The sequence below is a fragment of the Nocardia sp. NPDC058518 genome, assembly GCF_042719655.1.
GTDB lineage: Bacteria > Actinomycetota > Actinomycetes > Mycobacteriales > Mycobacteriaceae > Nocardia.
In genome coordinates, this window is the sequence record NZ_JBHXNJ010000001.1 from 918,101 (window position 1) to 932,317 (window position 14,217).

The window sequence follows — 14,217 nt, forward strand, 5'->3', positions numbered from 1 at the left end:
CGTTGTTTCTGCGCACGCTCCGAAGCAGCCGCCATAGGCTGGGGTCGATCTCGTCGACGACGCACCTTCGACGCCAGCAGCACGCCCACGCCACCGGCTCGGACCCCCGAGGAACTCGATGACTATCTTCCGCACCGCGTCTCGCGCACTGACCGCGATGGCGGTCACCGCGACCGCTGCCGTCCTTCCCGTGAATATCGCTGTCGCCGAACCGGTTTCGTGTGCACCGTGGGCTCATCACACCGTCGCGGCCGGCTACGGAATTCTCGAGAACCTCGGGTTCGACGGTCGCGGAAACCTGTTGCTGGCACAGCAGTCCGTCACCGGATCAGCAGGCTCCTTGCAGCGACTCGGTGCCGACGGCTCGACCTCGGTCGCGGTCGACGATATCGACGGCCCGGGGTCGATCCTGGTCATCGGCGATATCGCCTACTTCACGGCGGGCAACAGTGCCGCCTCCGCCCTCACCGACCGCGCCGACGGCTCGATTCGCGCACTGCACCTCGATACGGGCGCCGTGACGACGGTGGCAACGGGGTTGACGATGCCGAACGGGTTGGCGCAGTTGCCGAACGGCGACTTCGTCGTCAGCAGGGACATCGGCGCGGGCACCCTGACCCGTGTCGGTGCGGATAACATCGCGACACCGTATGCGCCGTCACTGAGCTCCACCAACGGCCTCGCGTTCGACAGACCACGCAATCGGCTCGTCGTCTCGACGACGTTCACCCCGGAATCGGTCGTCGCCGCCGTCGACTACGCCGATTCCGACAGCCCGCCGCGGCAGGTGGTGATACCGGGTGCCGGACTACTGAACGCGGCGGACGACCTGACCGTCGGCCCGGACGGCAAGGTCTACGTGGCGCTCAATGTCGCGGGCAGGATTGAGCAGGTCGACATGGAGACCGGACAGACCTGCCCGATCGCCGACGGCCTGCCGCTGTCCTCGTCGGCACGATTCGGGTCCGGACCCGGCTGGGACCCGAACGCGTTGTACGTCACGAGTTTCCTCGGGACGGTCACCAGGCTGACACCACCCGCGCCCTGATCCATACCGATCAGCAGGCCTGCGCGGCGGGCGCAGCGTTGTCAGGGTCGCCGCGGTCTGCCGACTCCGGCTCGCCGACACCGATCATGCGGGCCACGAGCGCAGAACGCAGGCGCCAGACCCCGTCCGAGTGCATCGGGTCCAACCCGGTGATCTCGGCGATCTTGTTCAGCCGATAGTCGACGGTGTTGGGGTGGATGTGCAGCAGATGCGCCGTGCGTAGGCGGGTGGAGCGGGTCGCGAGGTGGGCTTTCAAGGTCTCCAATAGCACCGGATGCTGCTCGAGCGAGTCCAACGTCGCGGCCAGATGCCTGCCCGCCGCGCCCGGCCTAGACAGCTGATACTCCAGCGACAGATCCTCGAAACGCTCCAGCCCGTCCAGGCGCAGACACCGCATGATCTCGAGCACCGCCTGCCCGCGCGCTACCGCTTCGGAAATTCCGTCGGCTCTTGCCGACACGAATGTGGCGCGGACCCGCGTGTGCGCCGCGGCGGCGATGTGCTCGACGAACCGTTCCGCCTCAGCGGGATCGAAGTGGTCTTGCGGAATCAGCAGGGTCGCTGTCCGAGTTCCTATCTGCGTCAACGCATGGCCGTCCCACTGGTGCGACACCTCGGCTCTGACGCGGCGAACTGTTCGGCGGGAGAGGATCTGCCGGTTCACGAACGCCACAGTGAAGACGAAGTAGCTTTCGGCCAGCCGCACCTGGCATGCGCGGGCCATGGCCGGTGTCGCGTTCCCGGCTATCAGTGCCGCGGCCACAGCGTCGGCGGCCTCACCCCTGGCCGCGTGCATCTCATCCGAGTACGCCTGTGAGACCACGGTGGCAAGTCGGCTGGCGAGCTCGACGAACACCCGCGCCACTTCGGCCAGGGCCAGGTGATCCTCGGCGGGTTTGGCCTGTGCGCTGAGATGGTCGAACGCCATCTGTGTGCCGGTGTGCACCGCCGCGTGCATCGCGTCGACGGTGACGCCCTCCCGCGCCCATTCCGTCACGCCGAAGCGCACGTCGGCCAGTGGTTTCGAAGCGTCCTCACCGGTGAACAGCCTGGCGGTCAGCTCGAGGCATGCCTTCACCATCGCGATGACATCGCGACGCAGCGTCGCCAGGGGCACTCTGCCGGACAGTGCGCTGTCGACGATGAATCGGCTCATGATCGTGCCCGAAATCGTTGACACCGCAGGCAGACAGTCGGCCAACGGCCGACCTGCCATCGTCACGATCGGGGCCGACCCGACGCTGTCCGGCATGCGCACATTTCCTACTTTCGGATGTTTGCGCTCCATCGTGCGTTCTCAGCCCCTCGCGTTCCAATGGCGTTTCGCACCCGAATGAGATTTTCGTTGTGCAGTATGCACCAGCGGACGCCTACCTGGCATGGTACCCGTACACCGAAAGCGGCGCGAGCAGAGCTGCGGCTCCGGCGTACGCGTGCTCCTCGCAGTCTCCGCTCAGCTCCCGCTGCGTCACGTAGAGGATCGAAGGTAGGGCCATTTAGGCTGTATATGGCCCTCATGAGATGGAAGAAAAGGACGAAGCCGACCAACGGCTACGAGGTAATCGCCCCACGATCGGCCGTCGCGTCCACCGAGCACTCCGTTCGAAATTCGAGTGAACGCCTGTGTACTATTTTGGCGTGAACAGCTCGGGCGCGCAGCCGCTACAGGGTTCGACCAGCTACGCTACTCGGCCAGGGTTTATCCGATGAACACCGTCGTGATCGTCGTGCTCGCGATCGTCGCCGCCGGTGAAGCCGTCGGCTTGATCACCCTGTCGATCCTGCTGGCCCGGAGTCGGCGTAAACGGCTCGCACCGCGTCGGGCCACGACTACGCAGCGGTTGATGGTCACCGGTCGCGAGGCGGTGCGAACGGCATGGCAGGCCGCGGACCTGGTGCGTGCCAAAGGTTTTCGTGCCGCCGTGCTGACCTCTATCGAAGATCTCGCGGGCTGGGCGCGGGTCGAGCGTCCCGACCTGGCCAGGCTGGCACCGGACGGCAATGTCGTGATCATGTTCTCCGACATCGAGCAATCGACCGCTCTCAACGAACAGCTGGGTGACCGCGCCTGGGTCAAACTGCTGGACCGCCATCACCGGCTCGTCGCACGCTGTGTGCAGGACCGCGGTGGCCATGTGGTCAAGAACCAGGGCGACGGCTACATGATCGCCTTCGCCGCTCCCGAACAAGCGGTCGGATGCGGCCTCGCCATCCAGGCGGCGCTGCACAAGGACGCCGAATCATCGCGGGCCGAAACCGATTTCAGGGTGCGGATCGGTATCCACATGGGGACGTCCGTCCGCCGGGGCGATGATCTGTTCGGACGCAATGTCGCCATGGCCGCGCGGGTCACCGCGCAGGCCGAGGGTGGGGAAGTCCTCATCAGCGAGCCGGTGCTGGAGGCGATCGGAAGCAGGACGAATCTCAGCATCGGGACCGGTCGTGACGCGACCCTCAAAGGCCTGCGAGGCACGCACCGCCTCACTCCGGTCTGCGCTGCGAGTTAGCCGCTCATGTGGGCTGGGGCGTGCTCTGCCGCCAGTCCAGCGCATCCAGCGCGACGGCGATGTGCACGCTGTTCTCCGCCAGCGGGCGAGGCAGCAACTCGTCGGCACGGGCCAGCCTGCGCAAGATCGTATTCCGGTGGGTGAACAGGCGCGCGGCGGCACGCGTGGCGTTGCACTGCTCGTTGATGTAGGCGAGAACCGATTCACGCAGTTCGCTGTCGGCGTGTTCCAGATCGCCGAGAGTGTACTTGATGAAACGGTCAGCCTGAGCACCGTTTTCGGTGATCAGCGAGGTCAGTTGCACCTCACTGAACGTGACCATGCGTCGGGTGCTGTGCGGGCGGGCGAGGATTCGGTGCGCGGCCTGAGCGTCGAGGTGACTCGTCCGGAAGCCCGCGAGGTTGCGACCGGTCGAGCCGATGGCGATGCGCACGCCGGGGATATGGTCCAGCGCTTCGGACAGGGCCGCTGTGTCGGGCGGGGTGGGACCGGGCACCCACACCCACAGGGTGGCCGCGCTGGCGAGCAGACTCAGCGCGGTCGCCGCACCGGCGGCTCGGGCGAGGGCTCTGGTCACCCGATGCGGTTCGTCGAGTTCGGCACCGGGAATGTCACTCCAGGCGATGGCAGCGGTGTGGGTCGTGTCGAGCCGGTATCCGAGTCGGGTCGCCGCACGCTCGATATTGATCGGTTCGCCCTCGAGAATGAGCGAAATCGTTTCCCGCCGTTCGGCATACGAGCCACGGGCGAGCTCGTCGCGCTCGTGACCGATGACCTCGGTGATCGCCTCGACGGTGCCGTCCACGAAGCCGGCGATCGATGCGGCGGTAACCTCGAAGACCTCTTGCAGCTCGAACGGGTCGGGCGTCAGGATGAAGACGATGGTCATCCACCGCCGCCATGCGACGTCTTGACCGACGCGATAGGCCTGCAGGGCGGCCTCGTTCATGCCGCGGCGGACCAGGTCGCGCACGATGGCGATCTGGTCGGCACCGAGGTTGATCGGCACCGGCATCCCCGGATCGGCCACGTTGGCCGAGGCCCAGTGCAGCAGGTTCGCACGATTGACGCGCCGGACCGCCTCCGCCAGCAACGGATCCCCGGCGATGGCACGCAGGCTGGTTTTCAGGAGGGTGGCGTCGTAGAGCTCGTCGAGCCACTCCTCCGGCGCGTTCATCGCGATCTCGGCACCTTGGCGGATCACTTCACGCGCGCGGTCGGACAGGCTTCGATCGAACAGACCATCACCAGAGTGCACCGCCTGATTATGCAACCTTCGATCTGAGACCACTTATGGCGAGTTGTGGGGCGGACGGTCGCGGGGCTGCTCGCAGCGAGATGCGTGCCGGGCGCGCCCGGTACGCATCGGGCACGATGGTGACCATGGACCTCCGCATCTTCACCGAGCCCCAGCAGGGCGCCGATTACGACACGTTGCTGGCGGTGGCGCGCGCCACCGAGGAGCTCGACTTCGACGCGTTCTTCCGTTCCGACCACTACCTGGCCATGGGCGATGCCTCGGGCCTGCCCGGCCCGACCGATGCCTGGATCACCCTGGCCGGGCTGGCCAGGGACACCTCCCGGATCCGGCTCGGCACCCTGGTCACTGCCGCGACCTTCCGGCTGCCGGGACCGCTGGCCATCCAGATCGCCCAGGTGGATCAGATGTCGGGCGGGCGGATCGAACTCGGTCTGGGCAGCGGCTGGTTCGCCGCCGAACACGCGGCCTACGGAATCCCGTTCCCCGACAACCGGTTCGGCCTGCTCGAGGAGCAACTGGCCGTCATCACCGGCCTGTGGGAGACCAAGCCGGGGGCGACGTTCAGCTTCGACGGCGCCCACTATCAGCTCACCGACTCCCCCGCCCTGCCCAAGCCGGTGCAGGATCCGGTGCCGGTGATCATCGGCGGCAACGGCAAGGTCCGCACCCCACGCATCGCGGCCCGCTATGCCACCGAGTTCAACATGCCGTTCGCGTCGATCGCCGACAGCGCCGCCCAGTTCGACCGGGTGCGCGCCGCGGTGCGCAAGGCCGGGCGCACCGACGAACTGGTGTACTCCAACGCCCTGGTCGCCTGCGTCGGGCGCACCGACGCCGAAGTGGCGGCCAGGGCTGCCGCGATCGGCCGGGAGGTCGACGAGCTGAAGACCAACGGCCTGGCCGGTTCACCCGCCGAGGTCGTCGACAAGATCGCCCACTACCGCGAGATCGGCGCCGGCCGGATCTACCTACAGATCCTCGATCTCGCCGATCTCGATCACCTCGAACTCATCTCCGCCGAGGTGCAATCGCAGCTCTGAGGCCGCCGGGGACAGGCTGCGGTGCGATCGGCGCGTTCGAGCCGGATCGCTACCGCGCCAACGGTTTCACTAACCGCCTGCAGGCGGCACCGTAAGGCAGAAGGGGTGCCCGGAGGGGTCCGCGGATCCCGGCTGTCGAGCGATACCGCCCCGAATTTGGCAATCGCAGTCATAGCTCCCCCGAACTCATGGCCTCGGCCCTGCGCCGAGCGCCCCACCACCCGCCACATTTACCACGACCGGTTCCAGTGCGCCGCACGTCGACGGAAGCCCGCGGCCCTCAGTCGGCGTGCAGGACGAAGAACAGGAAGCAGAGGAACCTCATGCCGGTGCTCTCGTCGAATACCTCGGGGGCCAGATCTTGGGCGGCGGGGGCGGCCGGCGGTTCGCTGATGACGCTGATGCGGAAACCGGCCGCGGTGAAGGCCTCGGTCATCGCGTGCAGCGGTCGGTCCCAGAAACTCAGCTGGGCGGTCTGCCCGCCCATGGTCCATTCTTCGGCCCGGTTGCGGGTCTGGAAATAGTTGGTCTCCTCCCCGGCCAGGCGCTGCCCGAGGAAGTTGGCGAAAGGATGCTCGACCGAGGCGATGAGTCGTCCGCCGGGAGCCAGTACGCGTCGCATCTCGGCCAGCGTCGGTCCCCAGTCTTGCAGGTAGTGCAGCACCAGGGACGCGACGACGTCGTCGAATGTGCTGTCGGGAAAGGCAAGTGGGTCGGCCAGGTCAGCGACCCGCAGGTCCGCGTCGGCGCCGAGGCGTCGCCTGGCCTGGTCCAGCATCCGGGCACTCGCGTCGATGCCGGTCACCACAGCGCCCCGATCGCGCAGCGCGGCGAACAGCGGACCCGAGCCACAGCCGGCGTCCAGGATCCGCCGACCGGTCACGTCCCCGGCGAGCTCCAGTAGCGCGGGCCGGTTGTAGTACGCGTTCAGCAGACCGGTCTCGTTCTCTGCCGTGTAGCCCTCAGCGAAGCTGTCGTAGGCGCTTGCCGACGGCGGATCAGCGGAAAGCGCACGTTCTTCTGGAACCGAAGTCATGTGACCAATCCTGGCACATCGCCCGGAATACCGACAGTTCGACGGAAAACGATCACTCGGGATGGGTCTTTAGACTGTCGAGCAGATTATCGCCTGACAATTGGCGAAGCATTAGTTCGATCAGATTCCTACACCAATTGACAACTTGTCATGTATTAACCAGTCGCTCCAACGATCCCTGTGTGCGGGCAGGGATACTACCCGATCTGCCGCGTCACCGCATATGGCAAAATTTGACCTTGAACTGGCTATATGCCGAACGTGAACCCTGCTCGACGTCTCCGCATCGCCCGGAAATTTCCATATGCGATGAGCCACGGAGTCCGCTAGATTCGTTTCCATCCCGAGGGCCCCGGGCATCGAAATCTCACGCGAACTCTTGGTGGAGGAACAGTGTCCGACAATTCTGATGTAGTCGTTATCGGCGGCGGAATATTTGGGTGCACGATGGCTTTGCACTTGATCGAAGCCGGCGCGGGAAGTGTTCGGCTATTGGAACGCGACGGCCTCTTTCAGGGCACCAGTGCAGCGGGTGCCGGATTCCTGGCGAGCTGGACTCCCTTCGAGTCCGAGCACGCCGTGACCCGCTACGGCATGGACTACTACGCCGAGATCCAAGCCGAAGGCAATGACATCGGCCTGCGTAGCAACGGCATTCTGTGGCTGGACACCCGCGCGTCCTCGTTGCAGGAAATCAGTGACAACCGCGGGCAATACGGCGAGTCGGCCACTGTCCTTGACCCAGCCGCGATCGAGGTACTGACGCAGGGCTTGGTAACGGGCAGTGGAATACACGGAGGACTGTTCGAACCCGGCGGTGCGCAGGTCTTCTCGCCGAAGGTCGGTGCTGCCCTCGCCGAGCGGCTACACCGGCACCCTGGTGTGGTCGAATCGCGGCGACCGGTCACCGCGCTACGCACCCGCGGCAACCGAATCGTCGGCGTCGAGACCACCACCGGGACCATCGATTGTGATGCCGTCGTGGTAGCCGCGGGCGCCTGGAGCAACGGACTACTGAGTTCCCTCGGCATCTTTCTGCCCACCGCACCCCAGATCACTTCGCGGATCATCACCGAGAACCTCGACCTGCCGAGCACCCTGCCCGCCCTGTTCCTATCGGGCCTGATTCCCGAGGATCCCGACGGTGGAACACTGCTGTGGGTGCGCTGGCACGACGGTGCCCTGCTCTGGGGCGGCACGTACGACACCTACCCGCGTAACGCCCTCGTAGACACCCCGATGCCGGAACGACTCGACGAAATCCCTTACGACGGTGTGCGGGAACTCCTGCGAGTAGCCGCACGCGCCGACATCGCCATGCCGGTGCTGGCCCGGCAATCGAGTATCACCGTCAAACACGGCGTGCCCTGCTACACCCCCGATTGGCGGGCGCTGGTCGGGCCGGTCGCCACCATCGACGGCCTCTACGTCCTGGCCGGGGACAACGAAGCCGGACTCACCCACGGCCCCGGCTACGCCAAAGTCCTCACCGACATACTCCTGCACGGAACCAGCGACCTGACCTCCGCCGACGACTGGAACCCCAACCGCTTCGGCGATCGATACACCACCGAAACCGCCGTCATCGAGGCCTACCTCGAGTACCAGAAGTCCTATACCGCCACCTCGAGCTGACTACCCGTCGAGCGGTGACCGACCATCAGCCAGGAGTTGGCCGGTCACCAGCGGAGGGCAGCCGGCAAATGCCAGGAAGACTGGTTCCTACTCAATCGGTGCCTCTCCGCGGCGATTCCGACAGAATCGAGGGCATGAGTACCGCATCGGCAGTCGCCATTGCCGTCGTGTTCGTGTGGCTGGGTATGGTCCTGGCTATTTCGTTTCTCGAAGCGCCGCTGAAGTTCCGGGCTCCGAATGTCACTCTCGCCATCGGGCTCGGCATCGGGCGACTGGTCTTCCGTGCCCTCAACGGTGCCGAGATCCTGTGGGCCGCCATCGTTTTGGCGATAATTCTGCTCGACGCCCCCGGCAGTGCCGCAGTCGTCTCGCTGGCGATCGCGATCGGCGCGCTGATTGTCCAGCTGGTCGCGGTCCGACCCCGGCTGACCCGCCGCAGCGACGCGGTCCTGGCCGGCCTCGACGCACCCCGGTCCCACGGCCACTACGTCTACATCGGTCTGGAAGTAGTGAAGGTGGCCGCGTTGATCACCGGGGGTGTCTGCCTGTTGGCCAACGCCTGATCGCCGGCCACCTTCTCAGCGGTGTAGGTCGGTGTGGGCGGTGGCGATGTCGAGTAGGTGGCGGGCGGGGGCGCTGAAGCGGTGGTGGCGTCGCCAGCAGGCGTGCAGGTTGCGTTCCAGGGTGAGGCTGGGGATGGGGACTTCGACGAGTGTGTGGTTGGCGAGCTCGTCGCGTACCGTCAGCTCGCTCAGCACGGCGGGGCCGAGGCCGCCGGCGGCCGCGTTCTTGATGGCTGTGGCCGACGTCAGTTCCATTGCCGGAACCGCGGTCAAGGGGTCGGGCAATGCCGAGAGCCGATCGTGGAGGACGGATCGGGTGGCTGAGCCGGGTTCGCGCAGGATCAGGGGCGCGGTGGCCAAATCGGTGGCGGTGATGGCCTCGCGCGCGGCCCAGGGGTGATCCGGGGCGACTACGACAACGAGCCGATCACGGACTACGGGGCAGTGTTCGAGCTCGGCGGAGATGTGGCCGACTTCGGCGAATCCCAGCTCCGCGCCGCCGCGACGGATCAGGGCGACGGTGTCGGCGCTGTTGTGGCACAGCAGGCTGACGTTGGTCCCCGGCAACCGAATTCGCAAGGCGGCGAACCACGTCGGCAGGAAGAATTCGGCGATGGTGGTGCTGGCCGCGAGCATCAGATGTGCGGGCGAGGCTCCGATCACGGCGTTCAGCGCTTGGTCGAGACCGGCGGTGGCGTCCAGGGCGGGGCGCGCCCATTGCAGCACCATCTGTCCGGTCTCGGTCAGGGTGGTCCCGCGGGGGTGACGGTCGAGCAGTCGCAGCCCCAGGCGCTGCTCGAGGCTCCGGATGCGGGCGCTGACCGCGGGCTGGGACAGCCCGTGGTGGCGGGCACAGGCACCGATGCTGCCGGTGGCGGCGATCGTAGCGAGTAGCTCGAACGGCCCCAGATCCGAAACTCTCGACGACAAACCCATAGGCCAACCCTATGGGCACCGGATGAAACATGCTCTACCGCTGCCACGGTCGCTGCCGAGACACTGATCTCGCCAGCCGGACACACGCAGTTCAGGATCGGAAGGACCTTCAAGTGACACGAATTCAGACGGTGGTCGGATACGAGATCCTCGACAGCCGAGGCAATCCGACCGTGGAGGTCACCGTCGAACTCGAGGACGGTTCGACCGGCCGGGCGAGCGTGCCGTCAGGCGCTTCGACAGGCACTCGGGAGGCAGTCGAGTTGCGCGACGGGGATCGGTCCCGTTTCCACGGCCGAGGTGTTCTCACCGCGGTGTCGCATGTCAACGCCGACATCGCGCCGATCGTGGTCGGCAGGGATGCCGAGGACCAAGCGGCGATCGATCACGCGATGATCGCCTTGGATGGCACGGCGAACAAGGCCGGTTTGGGTAGCAACGCCACTCTGGGAGTTTCGCTCGCCGTCGCCAAAGCCGCGGCCGCGGCGCACCGTCTCCCGTTGTACCGCTACCTCGGTGGCGCGTCGGCGCGGCTGCTGCCGCTGCCCATGTTCAACATCATCAACGGGGGCGCCCACGCGGACAACCTTCTCGACTTCCAAGAATTCATGATCGCCCCGGTGGGTGCGGACACCTTCCGGGACGCGGTGCGGATCGGCTCGGAGGTGTTCCACACGCTGAAGGCAGACCTCGCCGCGGCCGGTGCGAACACCAACGTCGGCGACGAGGGTGGGTTCGCTCCTGACCTGCGATCGGCGGAGCAGGCCCTGGACTACATCGTGGCGGCTGTCGAGAAGTCCGGCTACCGGCCCGGCGAGGACATCGTCATCATGCTGGACCCCGCGGCCTCGGAGTTCTACACCGACGGCGCCTATCACTATCGCGCCGACGGCACCGTCAAGACGGTCGACGAACACATCGACTACCTGGTGGGGTTGATCGACGCGTATCCGATCGTGTCCATGGAAGACCCACTCGCCCAAGACGATCACCACGGTTGGCGAGCGCTCACCACCGCCGTCGGCGAGCGTTGTCAACTCGTCGGCGACGACGTGTTCTGCACCAACCCCGCGCTCCTCAGTGCAGGCATCCGGGCAGGGATCGGGAACTCCATCTTGGTGAAGATCAACCAGATCGGGACACTCACCGAGACCATGGAGACCGCGGATATCGCCCGGCGGGCGGGGTACTCATCGATCATTTCGCACCGTTCAGGGGAAACCGAGGACACCACCATCGCCGACCTCGCCGTCGCCCTCGGGTGCGGGCAGATCAAGACCGGCTCGCTGTCACGGTCGGACCGCACCGCGAAGTACAACCAGCTCCTGCGCATCGAAGCCGAACTCGGCACGCAGGCTCGCTACGCGGGCGCTTCCACCCTCGCCAGTGGCAGCCGTTCGAATCATCTTCGCCCACTGCCGCAACCGCCGATCGGGCTATAGTCGGCCCGTCGGCCACGGGCGTCTCGGTCGGCTCGCGCTGGAAGGGTCCCAGTGCTGATCGGTTCGGGAAGCATGACGATTGACTGTTTCTGAGGGCATGGATTTCGCCGGGTACCGCCTCGAGCGGCGCCTGGGCATGGGCGGTATGGGCACCGTGTACCTCGCCCAGCATCCGCGACTACCCCGCAAGGACGCGCTGAAGGTCCTGTCCGAGGGGCACACCGGCGATCCGGTGTTCCGCGAGCGCTTCCTGCGCGAGGCCACGATCGCGGCCCGGCTGAACCACCCCAACCTGGTCGCGGTGCGCGATCGCGGCCAGCACGCGGGCCGGTTGTGGATCGCGATGCAGTACGTCGACGGTATCGACCTCGCCCAGCTGATCCGCCGCAGACCGGGGGCGCTGCCGCTGGACCGGGCGGTCAGAATTGTCACCGAGGCCGCCAAGGGGCTCGACACGCTGCACCGCAAAGGGGTGCTGCACCGCGATGTGAAACCGGCCAATATCCTTGTCGCAGAGCAGGACGGCCGTCCCGACCGGGTGCTGATCACCGACTTCGGTATCGCCAGGCCCGCCAACGCGCCGACGAATTCGACCGGCGCCGGGCTCAGCGCGACCCTGGCCTATGCCGCGCCCGAGCAGATCAACGGCGGCGCGATCGATCGCCGAACCGACGTGTACGCGCTGGGCTGTGTGCTCTACGAGATGCTGACGGGGTCGGTGCCGTTCCCCCGCGACACCCCGGCCGCGGTGATGTACGCCCATCTCCACGAAACACCGCCGTCGCTCGACAAGTCCGGACTCCCACCGGGATTCGACGAGGTGATCGCGACCGCGCTCGCCAAGAACCCGGGCGAACGGTATCCGTCCTGCGGTGCGTTGGCCACGGCCGCGGCCGCCGCCGCGCAGGGGACGGTCCGGCTGGCCGCTGTCCGGGCACCTTCCCGGCGACGCCCGATCGTGTACGCCGCCATTGCCGCCGCCGTTCTGATCGCGGTGACGGCCGCGGTCGTCGGTTTCAGCCGAGCCGGTTCCACCGAGCACGCGCCGACCGCGACTGCCCTCGGCCCGCAAACCGCGGTCGACCCGGTCTCCTGGGGTGCGTACACCTATGTCGCGCAGACGTTTCCGGAGTTGCTGCCCGCGTCACAGTTCGGGTCCGGATATCAGGAGATGTGGGGGTGCAAGCCCACCGACGAACTGCTCAGGGACCTGCCCGTCGACGTCTTCGTCCCGACCGGCCGGATCTCGTGTTTCGGCAATCGTGAACCGGTGCAGACGGTCGAATTCGTGTGCAACGCCGACCGCTCCCCGATCGCACCGCCGCCCACCTACGATCGCGCCGAGGGCGACGAACAGTGGACCAGGACCTCGAGCAACGGAAACCTACACTGGGGAACCTATCTCGACCGCTACAAGGCCCCGCAGCTGACGGGCTACCTGCGGCTGTATTTCGACGATCCCGACCGCAGCTTCTGCTACATCGTCGTCACCGGCGCGCAGAACGGCACCGAGCTGCGGGCCGCCTGGTGGACGGAGGCACCGCTGTGAGACTCGCACGCCTCACGGTCGCCCTCGGCGTGGTACTCGCCGTGGTCTCGGGCTGCACAGTGGCCGGTGATCCGACGCCCGTGCCCGACCCCGCCACCCTCGATGTCGGCCCCTACAGCCGCTTTCCGCTGCGCGCGCCCGAACGCGGCAGCGAGTATCACGGGCGCGTGGTCGAATCGGTTCGCCTCGGCGAGGTCATCGCCAATCCTGCCAGGGTGGACCCGGTGCTGACCTTCGCCCGCACGAGAGCGGGCTCGGACCCACTGCCAACTCCAGCGAAAGCGGCTGCGCTGCTGGCGAATCCCGTTCGCGCGGTCCTGGAGCGGCACGGCATGCTGGCCGGCTACACCGTGAGCGCCACTGATTCTCCCGCCGAGTTCTCGATCGGCAGCAGCCGAATTCTGCAGGTCACCCTGCTGCGATTTCCCGATGGCGCGGCAGCGCGGCTGGCCGCGGCGGAGATCGACTCCGCTGACGCCGAGGTGAGCGCGGACAATGTGGCTGTCACGATCCCCGAGCACCCGGCGGCCCGTGCGCACTGGCGTCCGTCGGTGCCGACGCTGGCGGCGACGACAGCCGTCGACTCGTTCGTCGTCACGGTGCTGGCCGGGCACACCTCGCCCGACCTCACCGCCCTGACAGCGCTGGCGGGCAGGGCTTTCGAAGAGCAGCGGCAGCTGCTGCGCGATGTCGTGCTCACCCCGCCAGAGGCATTCGCCGACCTGCCGCTCGACCGCGACGGCATGCTCGGACGCATGGTGCCCGAAGCGCCGGGGCGGTGGCCGTTTCCGGTGGTGATTCTCGGCGACCTCAGCGAGGTCGCGGGGTGGGACAGCCTGGTGCAGGCGCGCGGCATCGTCCTCGGTCCGCGTGCAGGCCACTTCTACGCACCGAGCCGACAGGTCGCCGAATTGGTCGGCCTCAACCGGTTCGACCGCCTCATGCGCTTCGCCGACGCCGCGACGGCGGCCGAGTTCTTCGCCGGCCTGCCGAACAACGACGGCCAGCTCCCGGTTCCCCCACCGAAGGGCATGGTCGACATCAACTGCGCGGAGTCGACGACCACCTCGCCGATCACCAAGTTCAGCTGCCGCCTCCGGTACGGCCGCTATGTGGCGGTGGTTTTCAGCCGGGACTACCAGGATGTGCAGCAACGAGCGGCGGCGCAGTACGCGCTGCTGGTGAACAGCGAGTAGAGGC

12 protein-coding genes are annotated in these 14,217 nt (G+C 66.8%); 8 read left to right on the forward strand and 4 right to left on the reverse strand.

Annotated elements, in window-relative coordinates:
- Positions 1 to 118: 118 nt before the first annotated feature.
- A complete protein-coding gene (locus ACFWPX_RS03990; protein WP_378925820.1) occupies positions 119 to 1,048 on the forward strand; it encodes an SMP-30/gluconolactonase/LRE family protein in 930 nt (309 codons plus the stop codon).
- A gap of 10 nt (positions 1,049 to 1,058) precedes the next feature.
- On the opposite strand, the gene ACFWPX_RS03995 is transcribed toward ACFWPX_RS03990, so the two are convergent.
- The gene (locus ACFWPX_RS03995) at positions 1,059 to 2,300 is read right to left on the reverse strand and encodes a PucR family transcriptional regulator (RefSeq protein WP_378925823.1); all 1,242 of its coding nucleotides are present in this window, start codon (positions 2,298 to 2,300) and stop codon (positions 1,059 to 1,061) included.
- A 454-nt stretch (positions 2,301 to 2,754) separates the two neighbouring features.
- Between ACFWPX_RS03995 and ACFWPX_RS04000 the strand changes: the two genes are divergently transcribed.
- Entirely contained in the window at positions 2,755 to 3,555 is an 801-nt protein-coding gene (locus tag ACFWPX_RS04000) for an adenylate/guanylate cyclase domain-containing protein (RefSeq protein WP_378925825.1), read from the forward strand.
- A 4-nt stretch (positions 3,556 to 3,559) separates the two neighbouring features.
- Here the strand turns inward: ACFWPX_RS04000 and ACFWPX_RS04005 are convergent, their stop codons facing one another.
- Complete coding sequence (locus ACFWPX_RS04005) at positions 3,560 to 4,813, reverse strand: PucR family transcriptional regulator (protein ID WP_378925827.1); 1,254 nt, start codon at positions 4,811 to 4,813, stop codon at positions 3,560 to 3,562.
- Positions 4,814 to 4,938: 125 nt separating this feature from the next.
- Between ACFWPX_RS04005 and ACFWPX_RS04010 the strand changes: the two genes are divergently transcribed.
- Complete coding sequence (locus ACFWPX_RS04010; protein ID WP_378925829.1) at positions 4,939 to 5,856, forward strand: LLM class F420-dependent oxidoreductase; 918 nt, start codon at positions 4,939 to 4,941, stop codon at positions 5,854 to 5,856.
- A 280-nt stretch (positions 5,857 to 6,136) separates the two neighbouring features.
- Here the strand turns inward: ACFWPX_RS04010 and ACFWPX_RS04015 are convergent, their stop codons facing one another.
- Entirely contained in the window at positions 6,137 to 6,892 is a 756-nt protein-coding gene (locus ACFWPX_RS04015) for a class I SAM-dependent methyltransferase (protein WP_378925833.1), read from the reverse strand.
- A gap of 393 nt (positions 6,893 to 7,285) precedes the next feature.
- Here ACFWPX_RS04015 and ACFWPX_RS04020 point away from each other — a divergent pair, with 393 nt between their 5' ends.
- Positions 7,286 to 8,527 (forward strand): NAD(P)/FAD-dependent oxidoreductase, encoded by a 1,242-nt coding sequence (locus ACFWPX_RS04020; protein ID WP_378925835.1) that lies wholly within the window; start codon positions 7,286 to 7,288, stop codon positions 8,525 to 8,527.
- A 134-nt stretch (positions 8,528 to 8,661) separates the two neighbouring features.
- Complete coding sequence (locus ACFWPX_RS04025; RefSeq protein ID WP_378925837.1) at positions 8,662 to 9,090, forward strand: hypothetical protein; 429 nt, start codon at positions 8,662 to 8,664, stop codon at positions 9,088 to 9,090.
- Between the two features lie 15 nt (positions 9,091 to 9,105).
- On the opposite strand, the gene ACFWPX_RS04030 is transcribed toward ACFWPX_RS04025, so the two are convergent.
- Positions 9,106 to 10,026 carry a LysR family transcriptional regulator gene (locus tag ACFWPX_RS04030; RefSeq protein WP_378925839.1) on the reverse strand — a complete coding sequence of 307 codons (921 nt, stop codon included), beginning with the start codon at positions 10,024 to 10,026 and terminating at the stop codon, positions 9,106 to 9,108.
- 113 nt (positions 10,027 to 10,139) lie between these two features.
- Between ACFWPX_RS04030 and eno the strand changes: the two genes are divergently transcribed.
- The 3 genes from eno to ACFWPX_RS04045 all read left to right on the forward strand — a co-directional run bounded on the left by eno (position 10,140) and on the right by ACFWPX_RS04045 (position 14,213).
- Positions 10,140 to 11,468, forward strand: a complete 1,329-nt coding sequence (gene eno / locus ACFWPX_RS04035; protein ID WP_378925841.1) for a phosphopyruvate hydratase — start codon at positions 10,140 to 10,142, stop codon at positions 11,466 to 11,468.
- Positions 11,469 to 11,547: 79 nt separating this feature from the next.
- On the forward strand, positions 11,548 to 13,017 hold the full coding sequence (locus ACFWPX_RS04040; RefSeq protein WP_378925843.1) for a serine/threonine-protein kinase: 1,470 nt from the start codon (positions 11,548 to 11,550) through the stop codon (positions 13,015 to 13,017).
- On the forward strand, positions 13,014 to 14,213 hold the full coding sequence (locus ACFWPX_RS04045) for a hypothetical protein (RefSeq protein ID WP_378925845.1): 1,200 nt from the start codon (positions 13,014 to 13,016) through the stop codon (positions 14,211 to 14,213). Before ACFWPX_RS04040 ends, ACFWPX_RS04045 begins: the two co-directional genes overlap by 4 nt.
- The last annotated feature ends 4 nt before the right edge of the window (positions 14,214 to 14,217 follow it).